Raw genomic sequence first — 15,520 nt, forward strand, 5'->3', positions numbered from 1 at the left:
GGATGCAGCTACTGGCCCGGCAGTTCAACCAGAAGGTTGTCGATCAGGCGCGTCTTGCCCAGGTGTGCGGCGGTCAGTATCACCAGGTGACGGTCGTCGATGACGGCTGGACGCAGGCTGATGGCGTTGCGGATTTCCAGGTAGTCCGGCACGAAGCCGGCCTGGCGCTGTTGCGCCTGAGCTGCCTCGATCAGGCGCTGGTAATCGCGCGCACCGCGGCGCAGCTCCTCGGCGATGGCTTGCAGGCTGCGGTACAGCGCCGGGGCGGCGGCGCGCTGCTCGGCACTGAGGTAGCCGTTGCGCGACGACAGCGCCAGGCCGTCTTCGGCGCGCTGGGTTGGCGCGCCGACGATCTGGATGGGCATGTCGAGGTCGCGTACCAGGGTACGGATCACCGCCAGTTGCTGGTAGTCCTTCTCGCCGAATACGGCGATATCCGGCTGCACCATGTTGAACAGCTTGGTCACCACCGTGGCCACACCCTCGAAATGCCCCGGGCGGCTGGCACCGCACAGGCCTTCGGACACGCCCTGCACCATCACCCGCGTCTGGCCGGCCATGCCCTGTGGATACATTTCGCTGACATCCGGGTGGAACAGCAGGTGGCAGCCTGCACCGAGCAGCTTCTCCTGGTCGGCGGCCAGGGTGCGCGGGTACTTGTCGAGGTCTTCAGTGGGGCCGAACTGCAACGGGTTGACGAAGATGCTGGCAACCACGAAGTCGGCGCGCTGGGCAGCGATCTGCACCAGCGAGACATGCCCGGCATGCAGGTTGCCCATGGTCGGCACGAAACCGATGCGTTTGCCCTCGGCGCGAGCCTGGGCGATGGCGGCGCGCAGCTCGCGCAGGGTGGTAACGGTGTTCATGCGGAGAAACCATGTTCGGCAGCGGGGAAGCTGCCGTCCTTGACGGCCTTGACGTAGGCGCCGATGGCGTCGGCAATGCTGCCCTGGCCGTCCATGAAATTGCGCACGAACTTGGGCGTGCGCCCCGACAGCGACAGGCCGAGCATGTCGTGCTGCACCAGCACCTGACCATCGGTGGCGTTACCGGCACCGATGCCGATGACCGGAATCTGCACTGCCTGGGTGATCTCGGCGGCCAGCTCGCTGGGCACGCATTCGAGCAGCAGCATGGCGGCGCCGGCCTGTTCCAGGGCCATGGCATCGGCACGCATCTGCCGCGCCTGGGCTTCCTGGCGGCCCTGCACCTTGTAACCGCCGAGCAGGTTCACCGCCTGCGGGGTCAGGCCCAGGTGCGCGCATACCGGCACGCCGCGTTCGGCCAGCAGGCGGATGGGTTCGGCCAGCCAGCCTGCACCCTCGAGCTTGACCATATGCGCGCCGGCTTGCATCAGCGCGGCGCTGTTGAGCAGTGCCTGTTCGGTGGTGGCGTAGGCCATGAACGGCAGGTCGGTGATGATCAACGCGCCCTGATTGCCGCGTTTGACACAGGCGGTGTGGTAAGCCATGTCCGCGACGCTGACCGGCAGGGTGCTGTCGTGGCCTTGCAGTACCATGCCCAGGGAGTCGCCGACCAGCAGCACGTCGACACCGGCCTGGCTGGCGACCTGGGCGAAGGTGGCGTCATAGCAGGTCAGCATGACGATCTTCTCGCCGTTTTGCTTGCAGCTCTGCAGGGTGGTCAGGGTGACGTCAGGCATTTCAAGGGTCCTCGCTCAGGCCTGGTATACGGCTTCTAACCGGCAGCAATCCGGCCTGGATTGGCATAAAGGTGCACCCGGCAGTGGGCGACGGGACGCCTATAGTCCCGATGGGGGGGCATGAAGTCAATTGCAGGTGTTACCGCCCTGTTACTGGCGTTACCGCCAATGCCAGAGGGATGCACTCGATGGGGGCTGTCGCCTGGATACATGGGGCGCGCAGCCAGGGCTCTAACAGGCTGTTGAAAAACTATCTGCGTTGCCTGGCCGTCGTTAAAAACAGCCTCAAAATGCTCATTTACAGCACGTAAACTGCGCTTTTTCGGCTGTTTTTGCCTAGGCCAGCCTGCCTCGTCTACGTTTTTCAACGGCCTGCTAATCGGTCAGGCGTTCCAGCCCGGTGAAGGGGCAGGCGGCGAGTAGTTCGGGCAAGCTTCGGCCATCGGGCAGCAGCAGCTCGGGCGCCAGCTCGGCCAGTGGGTAGAGCACGAACGGGCGGGCCTGCATGTGGTAGTGCGGCACGGTGAGGCGTTCGTCGTCGATCAGCCGTTGGCCGAACAGCAGGATATCCAGGTCCAGGGTGCGTGGGCCCCAGCGCTCGGCCTTGCGCACGCGCCCCTGTTCCTGCTCTATGCGCTGCAAGGCATCGAGCAGTGTCCAGGGCTGCAGCTCGGTATCCAGCGCGGCCACGGCATTGACGTAGCGTGGCTGGTCGGGCGGGCCCAGCGGGTCGCTGGCATACAGCGAAGAGTGAGCGACCAGATGGCTCTGTGGTAGTTGAGCCAGGGCGGCGAGCGCGCTGTGCAGTTGCAGGCGGGGCGTGTCGAGATTGCTGCCCAGGCCGATGTAGACCCGTTCCATCACTCGGCGCTGCCAGTGTTCTCGGCACCACGCTTGCGTCGGCCACCGCTACGCCGGCGCTTGCGCGGCGCGCTGCCTGCCGCTTCCGGCTTGCCGGCCAGGTCACGGATCATCTGCCGGCGCTGGCTGTCGGCGGCATGCTGATATTCCGTCCACCACTCACCCAGGCCTTCGGTGTCCTCGCCGGCACGTTCGCGCAGCAGGAGGAAGTCGTAACCGGCGCGGAAGCGTGGATTCTCCAGCAACAGGTCGGCGCGCTTGCCGCTGCGTCGTGGCAGGCGCTCCTGCATGTCCCAGATCTCGCGAATCGGGATGGTGAAGCGCTTGGGGACGGCGATGCGCTGGCATTGCTCGACGATCAGCGTGTGGGCGGCTTCCTGCATGGCGGGAATCGGCGGCATGCCCTTGCTCTGCAATTGCAGCACGCGCGCCGGCAGGGCGGGCCAGAGCAGGGCGGCGAAGAGGAAGGCGGGGGTGACCGACTTGCCCTCGTGGATGCGGTCGTCGGTGTTGATCAGCGCTTCGCGGATCAGCTTCTCGGTGTATTCGGGGTTGCGTGCGAGCGCCTCGCCGCTGGCCGGGAACAACTGGGCGAAGAGGTCATGCTCGACCAGCAGGTCGAAGGTGTATTCGGCGTAACCGGAGAGGAACAGCTTGAGCACTTCGTCGAACAGGCGCGCAGCGGGGATGTCACGTAGCATCGGCGCCAGGCGACGGATCGGCGCGGCGCTGTGCTTCTCGATGTCGAAATCCAGCTTGGCGGCGAAACGTACCGCGCGCAGCATGCGCACCGGGTCTTCCAGGTAACGCTGCTCCGGGTCGCCGATCAGGCGTACCAGGTGGTTGCGCACGTCATGCATGCCACGGGCGTAGTCGAGGATGTGTTCCTGGGTCGGGTCGTAATACAGCGCGTTGATGGTGAAGTCGCGGCGCTGGGCATCGTCTTCCAGGGTGCCGTAGACGTTGTCACGCAGGATGCGCCCGCTCTCGTGGCGTGCGGCCTGGTTGCTGTTTTCCTCGTCCTCGCCCTGTGGGTGATTGGCGCGGAAGGTGGCGACCTCGATGATCTCGCGGCCGAAATGCACGTGCACCAGCTTGAAGCGACGGCCGATCACCCGCGCATTGCGGAACTCGGCGCGCACCTGCTCGGGGGTGGCGCTGGTGGCCACGTCGAAATCCTTGGGATCGAGATCCAGCAGCAGGTCGCGCACGCAGCCACCGACCAGATAGGCCTGATAACCGGCGCGCTGCAGGCGCTCGACGACGCTGATGGCGTGACGGCTGATCTCGTTACGCTTGAGCGGGTGTTGGTTATTGCTCAGCACTTCGGGCGTGCTGCGAGGGCGGGGTACGCGGCGCAGGGGCGAGCGGAAGGACGTAAACAGCTTTTTCAGCATGGGATGCACTGTGTGGAGGCGTGACCGGCCAGACGAAACGATGACCGCATGATTGCAGCGGATTCTAGCATCGTGTCGGGAGAAGATGTGTAGAGGGGCGGCAGGCGGGGATCCGGGAACCGGAAGCTACTGGGGGAGCCTAAGCTCCCCCCCAAGTTGGTGCGTGCTTCTTTTTTATTGTTATTGAGGGCCTGTTGTTCTTGTTGTGTGGCCCTTCCCGGCTTGCCGTGGCTTACCGGGTGCTCCCCAGAGCGGGGAGCCAATAGCAAACGGATTTCTTTGGACGCTGATGTTGCCATTACCAACCAGTTCCGGCGCTGCCTGAAGGCAGTTTTGTTGTTCTCAGCCTGGCTGCAGGGGCGAACCCCTCGCGGCAACTCCTCTCCAAAAGAATCAGTTAGCTGCGCCTCCGTACCTTGTTGTTCTTGTTGTTCTGGAGTCGTTACGTCTTGTTCTTGTTATGGGTCACTGCTTGTTATTGTTGTTGTGCCAGAGATAAAGCAGATGCCGTGCCAGTTTTTTAAAAGCCTTGTAAATCAAGGGCTTGAGGATTCTGTTGGCAGGGAGGGCGAAAAAAAAGCCGGTTTTTCGTTACCTTTGAACCCGGCTTCTGTTACGAAATATTGAAGCGGTAACAGCCTGCGGAACCTCCGCTTGACCAGGCTGTCACCGTGCAGCTTTGTCAAGGGGCGTTGGTGGCGCCCGATTTGCGCCGCGGGATGCCCAGGCGCTGACGGCGCTCCCACAGGCACTTGCGGCTGATGCCCAGTTTGCGCGCCAGCTCGGTTTCGGTCATGTGATCCTGATGTTCGAGCACGAAGTGCTGGAAGTAGTCTTCCAGCGACAGGTCTTCGGTGGGCTCGTGGCTGGCGTTACCCTGGCCCGAGGCCATGGCGGCCAGGTCGAAGTCGTCGTCGTCGAGATCGTCCAGCTCGACATCGATGCCCAGCAGCTCGGCGGAAATCTCCGAGCCCTCGCACAGGATCACCGCGCGCTCGATGGCGTTTTCCAGTTCGCGCACGTTACCCGGCCAGGGGTAATGACGAATGGCCTGTTCGGCATCGTGGGCGAAGTGCAGCGGTTCGCGCCCCATGCGCGTGTACTGGCGCACCAGGAAGGCCTGGGCAATCTCGATCACATCGTGCCCGCGCTCACGCAGCGCCGGCAGCTTGAGGGCGATGACGTGCAGGCGGTAATAAAGGTCTTCGCGGAACTGGCCGGTCTTGGCCAGCGTCTTGAGGTCGCGGTGGGTGGCGGCGATCAGGCGTACATCCACCTTCTGCGACTGTACCGAGCCAACCCGACGAATTTCCCCTTCCTGCAGCACGCGCAGTAGGCGCGCCTGGGCCTCGAGTGGCAGCTCGCCGATCTCGTCGAGGAACAGGGTGCCGCCGTCGGCAGCTTCCACCAGGCCGGTGCGGCTGGCGCTGGCGCCGGTAAAGGCACCCTTCTCGTGGCCGAACAGTTCGGACTCGATCAGGGTTTCCGGGATCGCCGCGCAGTTCACCGAGATCAGCGGCGCCTTGGCGCGGCGGGAGAGGTTGTGCAGGGCGCGGGCGACCAGTTCCTTGCCGGTACCGGACTCGCCCTGGATCAGCACGTTGGAGTCGGTGGGGGCGACCTTGCGGATCTTGCCGTACAGATCCTGCATGGCGGCGCAGGAGCCGATGATGCCGATGTCGCCGTTGGCGTTGTCCGTGGCCTTTTCGGCAGCGCCGCTACGCGATGCGCTGACCACGGCTGGCGCCGGTGCGCTCTTGGCTTCCTGGCGGTCGCGCAGGATACGCGCGACGGCTTGCAGCATCTCGTCGTGGTCGAAGGGCTTGGCGATATAGTCGACGGCGCCCATCTTCATCGAGTCCACCGCCGAACGCAGGCTGGCGTAGCTGGTCATGATCAGCACGGGTGTGCCTTCGCCCAGCTTGATCAGCTCGGTGCCGGGGGCGCCGGGCAGGCGCAGGTCACTGACGATCAGGTCGAAGCTGGGGATGCTGTAACGCTCCTGGGCTTCCTGTACCGAGCCAGCTTCGCTGACTTGGTACTGATTGCGTTCGAGCAGGCGGCGCAGGGCAGAGCGGATAATGGTTTCGTCTTCGACGATAAGGATATGTGGCATCAATTCGGTCTCTCGACGGTCACTTGAGGGACTGCCGGTGGCAACCCTTCTGTCGCTGTTTACATCGCTACGGACGTCGCCTCGACATGCCTTGGCAGGGTGATCCGGAAACGAGTGCCCAGTTGGCGCTCGGGATCGGCCGGGCTGTCGATTGTTATCTGTCCATAATGCTCTTCCACGATCGAATAGACCAGCGCAAGGCCCAGTCCGGTACCTTCACCCGGATCCTTGGTGGTGAAGAACGGCTCGAACAGACGGTCGAGGATGGCCTTGGGAATACCACTGCCCTCGTCCTCGACTATCAGGTCGACGGTATGCTCGCTGGCCTCGCTGCGCACGCGGATGGCACCACCGGGCGGCGAGGCGTCGCGGGCGTTGGAAAGCAGGTTGATCAGCACCTGGGCCAGGCGCTGCGGGTCGCCATAGGCCCAGTGCTGCGGGTCGCACAGGTTGTAGAACTGGATGTCGAAGTTGCGTTTGTTCAGCGACAGCAGGCCGATGGCATCCTGCGCTACGTCGGCCAGGCACACCGGCTCGTCGTTGCGCTGGTGGCTGCCGGAGTGGGCGAAGCTCATCAGCGACTGGACGATACGCGACACGCGCTTGGTCTGCTCGAGGATCTGCCCGCTGATCTCGGTCAGCTCGGCATCGGCCTCGCGTTCTTCGCGCAGGTTCTGCGCCAGGCAGGCGATGCCGGTGATGGGGTTGCCGATCTCGTGGGCCACACCGGCGGCCAGGCGGCCGATGCTGGCCAGGCGCTCGGAGTGCACCAGTTTGTCACCGAGCATCTGAGTTTCGGTCTGATCCTCCACCAGCAGCACCAGGCCACTGTTACCGGGGGCCAGGGGCTCGTTGATCGCCGCCTTGTGCAGGTTCAGCCAGCGGGTCTGGCCGTCCAGCGCCAGGTGCTGCTTGTGCAGGTGCTGGTCGGGGCGTTCGATGAAGTTCTGCAGCAGGCTCTGCCAGGGCTCGGCCAGGGCGCTCAGGCGCGAACCGACGATACGCTGGGCGGGAATCTCGGTGAGCTCTTCCATGGCCCGATTCCACATCAGGATCTCCTGATCCTTGGCCAGCGAGCAGACGCCCATGGGCAACTCCTGCAGGGTCTGGCGGTGATAGCGGCGCAGGGCGTCGAGTTCGGCGGCCAGGCCAGTGAGGCGCGACTGGTAATCCTCCAGGCGGCTTTCGATGAAGTGAATGTCCTCGGTGACGTAACCCTCGGAGCCGGACTTGTAGGGCAGGAAGGTCTCGACGATGTCCTGCGCCACGCTCGGCCCCATCAGGCCGGAGAGGTTGGCCTCGATGCGATCACGCAGACGGCGCAGGGCATAGGGACGGCTTTCGTCGAACGGCAGGTGCAGGTCGCGCAGTGCCTGTTGCACTTCGCGCTGGGCGGTCTTGGCGCCGAGCGGTTTGGCCAGTTGCGCGGCGAACTCCTGCGGGGTAACGGCGAGCAGCTCGCGGCGTTGCGGGCGGCGCACGTTGTCCACTGCACAGGCTTCGGCGGCACTCTTTTCCTCGGGGCTGGCTTCGGTGAACAGCGACACCAGGGTGAAGGCCAGCACGTTGGCGGCCAGCGAGGCGATGGCCGCCAGGTGCCAACTGGCGTCGTCGAGCACGTAGATGACATCGAACAGCGGCAGATAGAAGCCTTCCAGATTGCCCAGCAACGGCAGCAGCATGGTCACCGCCCAGACGCTGATGCCCGCCAGCAGGCCGGCGAGGAAGCCGCGGCGGTTGGCCGTCTGCCAATACAGCACCGAGAGCACGCCCGGGAGGAACTGCAGGGTGGCGACGAAGGCGACGATGCCCAGGTTGGCCAGATCCTGCTGCGCGCCGAGCAACAGGTAGAAGCCGTAGCCGGCCATGATGATGGCGATGATCAGGGCGCGGCGCGTCCATTTCAGCCAGCGGTAGATATTGCCTTCGGCCGGCGGCTGGTACAGCGGCAGCACCAGATGGTTGAGCGCCATGCCTGAAAGCGCCAGGGTCGAGACGATGATCAGGCCGCTGGAGGCCGACAGCCCGCCGACGTAGGCGAGCAGCGCCAGTGTGGGGCTGTTCACCGCGATGCCCAGGCCGAGGGTGAAGTATTCCGGGTTGGTGGTGGCGCCGAGCTTGAGGCCGGCCCAGAGGATCAGCGGCACCGCCAGGCTCATCAGCAGCAGGAACAGCGGCAGGCCCCAACTGGCGCTGACCATCGCGCGCGGGTTGAGGTTCTCGGTGAAGGTCATGTGATACATGTGCGGCATGACGATGGCCGAGGCGAAGAACACCAGCAGTAGCGTGCGCCAGGGGCCTTCCTGCAGCGGCGTGTGTAGGGTGGAGAGTGCTGCCTGGTTCTGCACCAGCCAGATCTCCAGCTCGCGCGGGCCGCCGAACACGTGGTACAGCGCGTAGAAACCGATGATCCCCAGCGCCCCCAGCTTGACCAGCGACTCGAAGGCGATGGCGAACACCAGTCCCTCGTGCTTCTCACGGGTGGCGATATGGCGTGCACCGAAGAGGATGGTGAACAGGATGATCAGCGCGCAGTAGCTCAGCGCCACCTTCTCTTGCAGCGGCTCGCGGCTGAGGATGCCCACCGAATCGGCCACCGCCTGGATCTGTAAGGCCAGCAGCGGCAATACGCCAATCAGCATGAACAGGGTGGTCAGCGCCCCGGCCCAGGTGCTGCGAAAGCGGAAGGCGAACAGGTCGGCCAGCGAGGACAACTGGTAGGTGCGGGTGATGCGCAGGATGGGGTAGAGCAACACCGGCGCCAGCAGGAAGGCCCCGGACACCCCCAGGTAACTGGCGAGAAAGCCATAGCCATACTGATAGGCCAGGCCCACCGTGCCATAGAAGGCCCAGGCACTGGCGTAGACGCCCAGCGACAGGGTGTAGGTCAGGGGGTGGCGGATGATCGCGCGCGGGATCAGCCCATGCTCGCTGACCCAGGCCACGCCGAACAGCGCCAGCAGGTAGCCGGCGCTGATCAGCACCAGTTCGCTCAGACTAAAGCTCATCGGCATCACGTTGGCTCTGCAGGATGAAGGTGACGACGATGAGGATCAGCCACAGCAGATAGGGCCGGTACCAGGCACCGTTGGGGTCGATCCACCAGTCCATGATGGCCGGGGAGAACAGATAGATCCCCACCACCAGGATCAGAACCAGTCGGTAGATATACATGTGGCAACTCGTCGGAAGATGCCCCGATGGTAAAGGAAGCGGCGCGCTTCAAGCCACAAACTTGAGGCTTACCCTAGGGTGCGCTGTGCGCACCGAGACCGTACACGGTTCGCTTGGCGGATCGGTGCGCGCAGCGCACCCTACCTCAATTGCGCTTCGGCCAGGGTGCGGCTGCGCGGGATGCGGCTGGCGTCCCAATGAGCGATGCCCCAGGCCAGCAGTTCTGCAGGCGCGGCGCCCTGCAGTTCGGCCGGTGGTTGCTGCCCCAGCGCGCGCAGGGCGCGCAGCAGCAGCGGCCCGGCCTCGTCAGCGGCCAGGGGCGGGGAGCGGTAGCTCTTGCCCAGCTTGTGCCCGTCCGGCTGGATGATCAGCGGCACGTGCAGGTAACGTGGTTGCGGCAGGCCGAGCAGCTCCTGCAGATAGAGCTGGCGCGGAGTGGAGTCGAGCAGGTCGGCGCCGCGCACCACATCGGTCACCCCCTGCCAGGCATCGTCCAGCACCACGGCGAGCTGATAGGCGAACAGGCCATCACGGCGGCGAATCACGAAATCCCCCACCTCGCGCCCCAGATGCTGGCCGAACTCGCCCTGCACGCGGTCGTTGAAGCGATACTCCAGCTCCGGCACACGCAGGCGGATGGCCGCATCCTCATCGGCATGGCAGGCGTTGCGGCAGAAACCGGGGTAGATGCCGGCATAACCTTCCAGTTGCTTGCGCGAGCAGACGCAGGCGTAGGCCAGGCCCTGGGCGAACAGGCGGGCGATCACCGCAGCGTATTCGGCGTGGCGCTCGCTCTGGCGTACCAGCGTGCCATCCCACTCGAAGCCATAGGTCTCCAGGGTACGCAGGATGGCATCCTGGGCACCGGGCATTTCCCTTGGCGGGTCGAGGTCTTCCATGCGCAGCAGCCAGCGGCCACCGACGGCGCGGGCATCGAGGTAGGAGGCGAGGGCGGCGACCAGCGAGCCGAAGTGCAGATAACCGCTGGGCGTGGGGGCGAAACGCCCGATATAGGCAGTGTTCGTCATGGCGCGTCAGTAACGGAAGCCAGAAACACAACGGGGCGCCTGAGCGCCCCGTCGACAGATCAGGAACCGATCTGTTTTTCCTTGATTTCCGCCAACGTCTTGCAATCGATGCACAGCGTGGCGGTGGGGCGGGCTTCCAAACGGCGAATGCCGATCTCGACACCGCACGACTCGCACCAGCCGTAGTCGTTGTCTTCGATCAACTGCAGGGTCTCGTCGATCTTCTTGATCAGCTTGCGCTCGCGGTCACGGGCGCGCAGTTCCAGGCTGAATTCCTCTTCCTGGCTGGCACGGTCGGCCGGATCGGGGAAGTTGGCGGCTTCGTCCTGCATGTGGTGCACGGTGCGGTCGACTTCCTGCATCAGTTCCAGCTTCCACTTGTTGAGGATGCTGGTGAAGTGAGCGCGCATCGAGTCGCTCATGTATTCCTCGCCCTTCTTCTCTTGATAGGGCTCGAAACCACGAATCAGCTGGCTGGCGCTTTGTGCTTTATCTTTTGTCGGCATGGATGACGCCTCTCACTCTCTCGAATCCATTACGCAGGTTTGTTCCATGGCCAAGCGAATATCAGCCCTGCGTCTGCAAGCGGGCGAACTTACCAGATCGAATCAGGGCGCGCTACTCCCGGTTGTCCATGCGGTGGCGGGTTGTGAACGAAAGCTGCATGGGCACGCGCTGCAGGCGTAACGGCAGGCTTCGGCGGGGTTGAAAGGTGCAGTCGTTGCGCTTGCCGCCCGGCCTGCACGCCCTGCTAGAATCCGCCGCTCGCAATCTTGAAGACAGACCCATGGCCCAGCTCTACAGCGCGCGCAGTCGCGCCATCGAACCCTTCCACGTGATGGCCTTGCTGGCGCGCGCCAACGAGTTGCAGGCTGCCGGGCATGACGTCATTCACCTGGAGATCGGCGAGCCGGATTTCACCACCGCCGAGCCCATCATCCGCGCCGGCCAGGCCGCCCTGGCCGCCGGGCACACGCGCTACACCGCTGCGCGTGGCTTGCCGCAACTGCGCGAGGCCATCGCCGGCTTCTACGCCGAGCGTTATCGGTTGAGCATAGACCCACAACGCATTCTGGTGACGCCAGGCGGCTCCGGAGCGCTGCTGCTGGCCGCCAGCCTGCTGGTGGATCCGGGCAAGCACTGGCTGCTGGCCGATCCCGGTTACCCCTGCAATCGCCACTTCCTGCGCCTGGTCGAAGGCGCCGCGCAACTGGTGCCGGTCGGCCCCGATGTGCGTTACCAGCTCACCCCGCAACTGGTGCAGCGCCACTGGGATACCAGCAGCGTCGGCGCCCTGGTGGCCTCGCCGGCCAACCCCACCGGCACCTTGCTGCACAAGGACGAGCTGGCGGCGTTATCCACCTGCCTCAAGCAGCGCGGCGGCCATCTGGTGGTGGACGAGATCTACCACGGCCTGACCTATGGCTGCGATGCGCCCAGCGTGCTGGAAGTCGACGACGAGGCCTTCGTGCTCAATAGTTTCTCCAAATATTTCGGCATGACCGGCTGGCGCCTGGGCTGGCTGGTGGCGCCCGAGGCGGCGGTGCCTGAGCTGGAGAAGCTGGCGCAGAACCTCTACATCAGCGCACCGAGCATGGCCCAGCACGCCGCGTTGGCCTGCTTTGAGCCGGATACCCTGGCCATCCTCGAAGAGCGCCGCCACGAATTCCAGCGCCGCCGCGACTACCTGCTGCCGGCACTGCGTGAGCTTGGCTTCGGCATCGCCGTGGAGCCGGAAGGCGCCTTCTATTTATATGCCGACATCAGCGCCTTTGGCGGCGACGCCTTCGCCTTCTGCCGCCACTTCATCGAAACCGAGCACGTCGCCTTCACCCCGGGCCTGGATTTTGGTCGTTACCAGGCCGGGCACCACGTACGCTTCGCCTACACGCAGAACATCGAGCGCCTGCAGCAGGCCGTCGAACGTATCGCCCGTGGCCTGAAAAGCTGGCAGCCCGATGCGCTTTGATCCGCCGCTGGAAGAAGGGCGCCTGCTGCGCCGCTACAAGCGCTTTCTCGCCGATATCGAGACGGCCAGCGGCGAGCAGATGACCATTCACTGCGCCAACACCGGCTCGATGCTCAACTGCATGAGCGAAGGTTGTCGGGTGTGGTTCAGCCGCAGCAACGACCCCAAGCGCAAGCTGCCGGGCAGTTGGGAGATCAGCGAAACCCCGCAAGGGCGCCTGGCCTGCATCAACACCGCGCGGGCCAACGCCCTGGTGGAAGAAGCGTTGCGCGCCGGGCTGATCAGCGAGCTGGCCGGTTTCACCGCGCTCAAGCGTGAAGTGCCCTATGGCGTGGAGAACAGTCGTGCCGACTTTCGCCTGGACTACGCCGAGGGGGCCGTCTTCGTGGAGGTGAAGAGCGTCACCCTGGGCTTCGACGGCAGCGACATTGCCGCCTTCCCCGATGCCGTGACCCTGCGTGGTGCCAAGCACCTGCGCGAACTGGCGGCGCTGGCGCGGGTCGGGGTGCGCGCCGTGCAACTGTATTGCGTGAACCTCTCCGGCATCCGCGCCGTGCGCGCCGCCGAGGAGATCGACCCGGCCTACGCCGCCGGCCTGCGCGAGGCCAAGGCCGCCGGAGTGCAGGTGCTGGCCTACGGCGCCGAACTCAGCCCTGAGGGCATCGCCCTGGTGCGGCGGCTGGACGTACAGCTCTGACCATCCGCTGCCTTGCCAAGCCCGGCATGCCTCCGTATGGTGCAAAATCGCCTGATTCGGAAGCCACCTAATGAATGCGCCGCTCTGCCCAGACGCGCGTCTTGTTGCCGACCTATGACTGCCCTCAATCATTCCCGCCCACTGGCCTTCGGCGGCCTGATACTGGCCAACCTGTGCTGGTCCGGCAATGCCCTGGTGGCGCGCGCCTTCGCCGGTGAGATCACGCCCTTCACCCTGTCGTTCTGGCGCTGGTGCCTGGCCTTGGCGCTGCTGCTGCCCTTCGTTGCCTTGCCGCTATGGCGCCACCGCGCCGCGTTGCGCCATGCCGGTTGGCGCCTGCTGGTGCTCGGTGCCCTGGGCATCACCGGCTACAACACCTTGCTCTACAGCGCGGCGCAGACCACGGCGGCCATCAACATCTCCCTGGTCAACACCTGCCTGCCACTGGTGACCTTCATTGGCGCCGGGCTGCTGCTCGGCGAGTGGCCGGCGCGCCGTGCCTGGTGGGGCATGGCCGTGGCCGTAATGGGCCTGGCGGTGCTGATCGGCCAGGGCCAGTGGAGCCGCCTGGCGGGCCTGTCGTTCAACCAGGGCGACATGATCATGCTGCTGGCGGTGGTGGACTGGTCGCTCTACTCGCTGTTGTTGCGGCGCTGGTCGGCCTATCTGCAACCCATTCCACCGCTGGCGCTGCTGGGCGTGTTCATCCTGCTCGGCGTGCCGCTGATCTTGCCGCTGTACCTTTATGAACTGAGCCAGGGCGCACACCTGGCGCTGAACGTCGCCAACCTTTCGGCCATCGCCTACACCGCCGTATTCGCCTCGCTGGTGGCCTACCTGGGCTGGAACCATGGCATCAAGGTGGTGGGCGCGGCCAAGGCGGCGCTGACTAATTATCTGATGCCGGTATTCACCGCGCTGTTGGGCTGGGTGCTGCTGGGCGAGAGCCTGCAGGCTTATCACTGGATCGGCGCGGCGATGATCTTCGGTGGCCTGCTGCTGGCGACCCGCCCGCGCAGGAGCGTGTAACCGAGTAGGGTGCATCACGCTTCATCGATCCACCTGGCGTAGGGTGGATGAAAAAAGCGTCATCCACCCTACGGCTATCACTCCGGCCTGAGCATCACGAAGGCTTCGCCGCCCTCGCGGTCGTGCATGATGATGAACGGCTGGCCAGCGATCATCAGCTTCGCCGGCACGCGGCGTGGTACCTCGGTGCCGGCGCTTTCGGCAGCGGCGCTGAGCAGTTGCCGGGTCAGGCTGTCGTCCTGCTGGCTGTCGGTGGTGATCACGCACTCGTGGCTGGCTTTCACCTGCAAACCCAGGCTCTTGTCGGCATTGAAGCCGACGGTGGCGAAGCCCATGTCGGTCAGATCCTCGATCCCATGCTGGCGCGCCACGCTGTGCGCCTCGGCGAAGCTTGGTGCGGTTTTCAGGCAGATATCGCGAAAGGCCTGCACCGCTGGCGAACTGATCGGCATGGGCGGCTGCGTACCCAGGCCCGCACAGGCCGAGAGCAGGGTGACGCTGGCGAACAGAGCGAGCTTCTTCATTGCATCTTCCTTAATGAGGGGGAGGTTGTTGGCACAGGTCATGGCCAAGCAATTGCGAGGCCAGCCTCTTGGCCAGGTAGGTTTCTACCACGCGGCCATCGGCGCACTCCGTCTTATGACCGATAGCGAGGCCGACGGACAACAACACGAACAGGGCCAGGCCGATATGCTGGATGGGCGTCATGACTGGGCACTCGAATAAACGATGGACGAGGATGCAGAGGCCAGCAAGGGATGACAAGTGCGCCAGTGCGCAACTCTGGTCTTTGCTTGATTGCTCCTTGATACTGCCGAACATCTTTCACGTGCAACGGAATGTCTCATGAAGAAGTGGCTAATCATCCTTCTGCTTGGCGGCGCCTTTTGGCAGTTCTACCTGAGCAAACCGGGAAACCCGTTGATCAGCAATATCGCCAGTGATGGCTCACAGATGAGCGAACCCATCATCACTCAGCCCACATCATCTACTTTCTCACCTGAAGGCCGCAGCACTTCATCCACTCTCGGCCAACCGGCGGCACAAACCACCGGCAGCCGCTACCGCTGCGATGGCCGCACGCACTGTTCGCAGATGACGTCATGCGCTGAAGCCACCTTTTTCCTGCGTAACTGCCCGGGCACGGCAATGGATGGCAATAACGACGGCGTGCCTTGTGAGCGGCAATGGTGCCGGTGAGAGACTCAGTGCAGCGTGATGGCCAGGCCGCCGAGCGCGATACGGGAGATGACCAGCCAGGCAACCGCACTGATGACCCCCAGCACGCCATAACCGACCACGATCCCCAGCGCGATCTGCTTCCACAGCCCGGCGAAGCGGTTCGCCTCATGTCGGTGGCGCATCGGCATATCGCGCTCGGCGCGCAGATCGTCGAAATCGTCTCTGTCTCTCAAGGTAGGCTCCAGGGCCGAACGGCCCGAATGGGGTAGGGCGGGGCGCTATTTTCTGGCATGGCCCGAGCGCCACACAAGCGTCGCGACAGGCCGAAAATCGTCTGGCACGGGGCCGATGTCCCCTATCCAGATGCCACGACCTAACCGCTTGATAAAACGTAAATTTATCGA

General features: G+C 64.4%; 16 protein-coding genes. 4 read left to right on the forward strand and 12 right to left on the reverse strand.

Annotated elements, in window-relative coordinates; all coding sequences use genetic code 11:
• Positions 1–8: 8 nt before the first annotated feature.
• The 9 genes from panC to dksA all read right to left on the reverse strand — a co-directional run bounded on the left by panC (position 9) and on the right by dksA (position 10,745).
• Positions 9–866, reverse strand: a complete 858-nt coding sequence (panC, locus tag OU800_RS04920; protein ID WP_268181645.1) for a pantoate--beta-alanine ligase — start codon at positions 864–866, stop codon at positions 9–11.
• Positions 863–1,663 carry a 3-methyl-2-oxobutanoate hydroxymethyltransferase gene (panB, locus tag OU800_RS04925; protein WP_268181647.1) on the reverse strand — a complete coding sequence of 267 codons (801 nt, stop codon included), beginning with the start codon at positions 1,661–1,663 and terminating at the stop codon, positions 863–865. The genes panC and panB overlap by 4 nt, the downstream gene beginning before the upstream one ends.
• Positions 1,664–2,038: 375 nt before the next feature.
• Positions 2,039–2,524: a 2-amino-4-hydroxy-6-hydroxymethyldihydropteridine diphosphokinase gene (gene folK, locus OU800_RS04930; protein WP_268181649.1), complete on the reverse strand. Its 486-nt coding sequence runs from the start codon at positions 2,522–2,524 to the stop codon at positions 2,039–2,041.
• Complete coding sequence (locus OU800_RS04935) at positions 2,524–3,921, reverse strand: polynucleotide adenylyltransferase PcnB (RefSeq protein WP_268181651.1); 1,398 nt, start codon at positions 3,919–3,921, stop codon at positions 2,524–2,526. Before OU800_RS04935 ends, folK begins: the two co-directional genes overlap by 1 nt.
• A gap of 682 nt (positions 3,922–4,603) precedes the next feature.
• Positions 4,604–6,037 (reverse strand): sigma-54-dependent transcriptional regulator, encoded by a 1,434-nt coding sequence (locus OU800_RS04940; RefSeq protein WP_268181653.1) that lies wholly within the window; start codon positions 6,035–6,037, stop codon positions 4,604–4,606.
• A 59-nt stretch (positions 6,038–6,096) separates the two neighbouring features.
• A complete protein-coding gene (locus OU800_RS04945; RefSeq protein WP_268181654.1) occupies positions 6,097–9,051 on the reverse strand; it encodes a sensor histidine kinase in 2,955 nt (984 codons plus the stop codon).
• Positions 9,035–9,211: a hypothetical protein gene (locus tag OU800_RS04950; protein ID WP_003244646.1), complete on the reverse strand. Its 177-nt coding sequence runs from the start codon at positions 9,209–9,211 to the stop codon at positions 9,035–9,037. Before OU800_RS04950 ends, OU800_RS04945 begins: the two co-directional genes overlap by 17 nt.
• Before the next feature lie 140 nt (positions 9,212–9,351).
• Positions 9,352–10,239 (reverse strand): tRNA glutamyl-Q(34) synthetase GluQRS, encoded by an 888-nt coding sequence (gene gluQRS, locus OU800_RS04955; RefSeq protein ID WP_268181657.1) that lies wholly within the window; start codon positions 10,237–10,239, stop codon positions 9,352–9,354.
• 59 nt (positions 10,240–10,298) lie between these two features.
• Entirely contained in the window at positions 10,299–10,745 is a 447-nt protein-coding gene (dksA, locus tag OU800_RS04960; protein ID WP_268181659.1) for an RNA polymerase-binding protein DksA, read from the reverse strand.
• A gap of 281 nt (positions 10,746–11,026) precedes the next feature.
• Between dksA and OU800_RS04965 the strand changes: the two genes are divergently transcribed.
• The 3 genes from OU800_RS04965 (at position 11,027) to OU800_RS04975 (ending at position 13,934) form a co-directional block, all read left to right on the forward strand.
• Positions 11,027–12,208 carry a pyridoxal phosphate-dependent aminotransferase gene (locus OU800_RS04965; protein ID WP_268181661.1) on the forward strand — a complete coding sequence of 394 codons (1,182 nt, stop codon included), beginning with the start codon at positions 11,027–11,029 and terminating at the stop codon, positions 12,206–12,208.
• Entirely contained in the window at positions 12,198–12,905 is a 708-nt protein-coding gene (sfsA, locus tag OU800_RS04970; RefSeq protein WP_268181662.1) for a DNA/RNA nuclease SfsA, read from the forward strand. Before OU800_RS04965 ends, sfsA begins: the two co-directional genes overlap by 11 nt.
• A 114-nt stretch (positions 12,906–13,019) precedes the next feature.
• On the forward strand, positions 13,020–13,934 hold the full coding sequence (locus OU800_RS04975) for a DMT family transporter (RefSeq protein WP_268181664.1): 915 nt from the start codon (positions 13,020–13,022) through the stop codon (positions 13,932–13,934).
• Positions 13,935–14,011: 77 nt separating this feature from the next.
• On the opposite strand, the gene OU800_RS04980 is transcribed toward OU800_RS04975, so the two are convergent.
• Positions 14,012–14,458 carry a hypothetical protein gene (locus tag OU800_RS04980; protein WP_268181665.1) on the reverse strand — a complete coding sequence of 149 codons (447 nt, stop codon included), beginning with the start codon at positions 14,456–14,458 and terminating at the stop codon, positions 14,012–14,014.
• Between the two features lie 10 nt (positions 14,459–14,468).
• On the reverse strand, positions 14,469–14,642 hold the full coding sequence (locus OU800_RS04985) for a hypothetical protein (protein ID WP_268181666.1): 174 nt from the start codon (positions 14,640–14,642) through the stop codon (positions 14,469–14,471).
• Positions 14,643–14,780: 138 nt separating this feature from the next.
• Here OU800_RS04985 and OU800_RS04990 point away from each other — a divergent pair, with 138 nt between their 5' ends.
• Positions 14,781–15,134, forward strand: coding sequence for an excalibur calcium-binding domain-containing protein (locus OU800_RS04990; protein WP_268181667.1), 354 nt, complete (start codon positions 14,781–14,783; stop codon positions 15,132–15,134).
• 5 nt (positions 15,135–15,139) lie between these two features.
• Here OU800_RS04990 and OU800_RS04995 read toward each other — a convergent pair whose 3' ends face one another.
• Entirely contained in the window at positions 15,140–15,349 is a 210-nt protein-coding gene (locus OU800_RS04995) for a hypothetical protein (RefSeq protein ID WP_268184456.1), read from the reverse strand.
• Positions 15,350–15,520 lie beyond the last annotated feature (171 nt).

It is taken from the genome of Pseudomonas sp. GOM7, assembly GCF_026723825.1.
Classification (GTDB): Bacteria; Pseudomonadota; Gammaproteobacteria; order Pseudomonadales; family Pseudomonadaceae; genus Aquipseudomonas.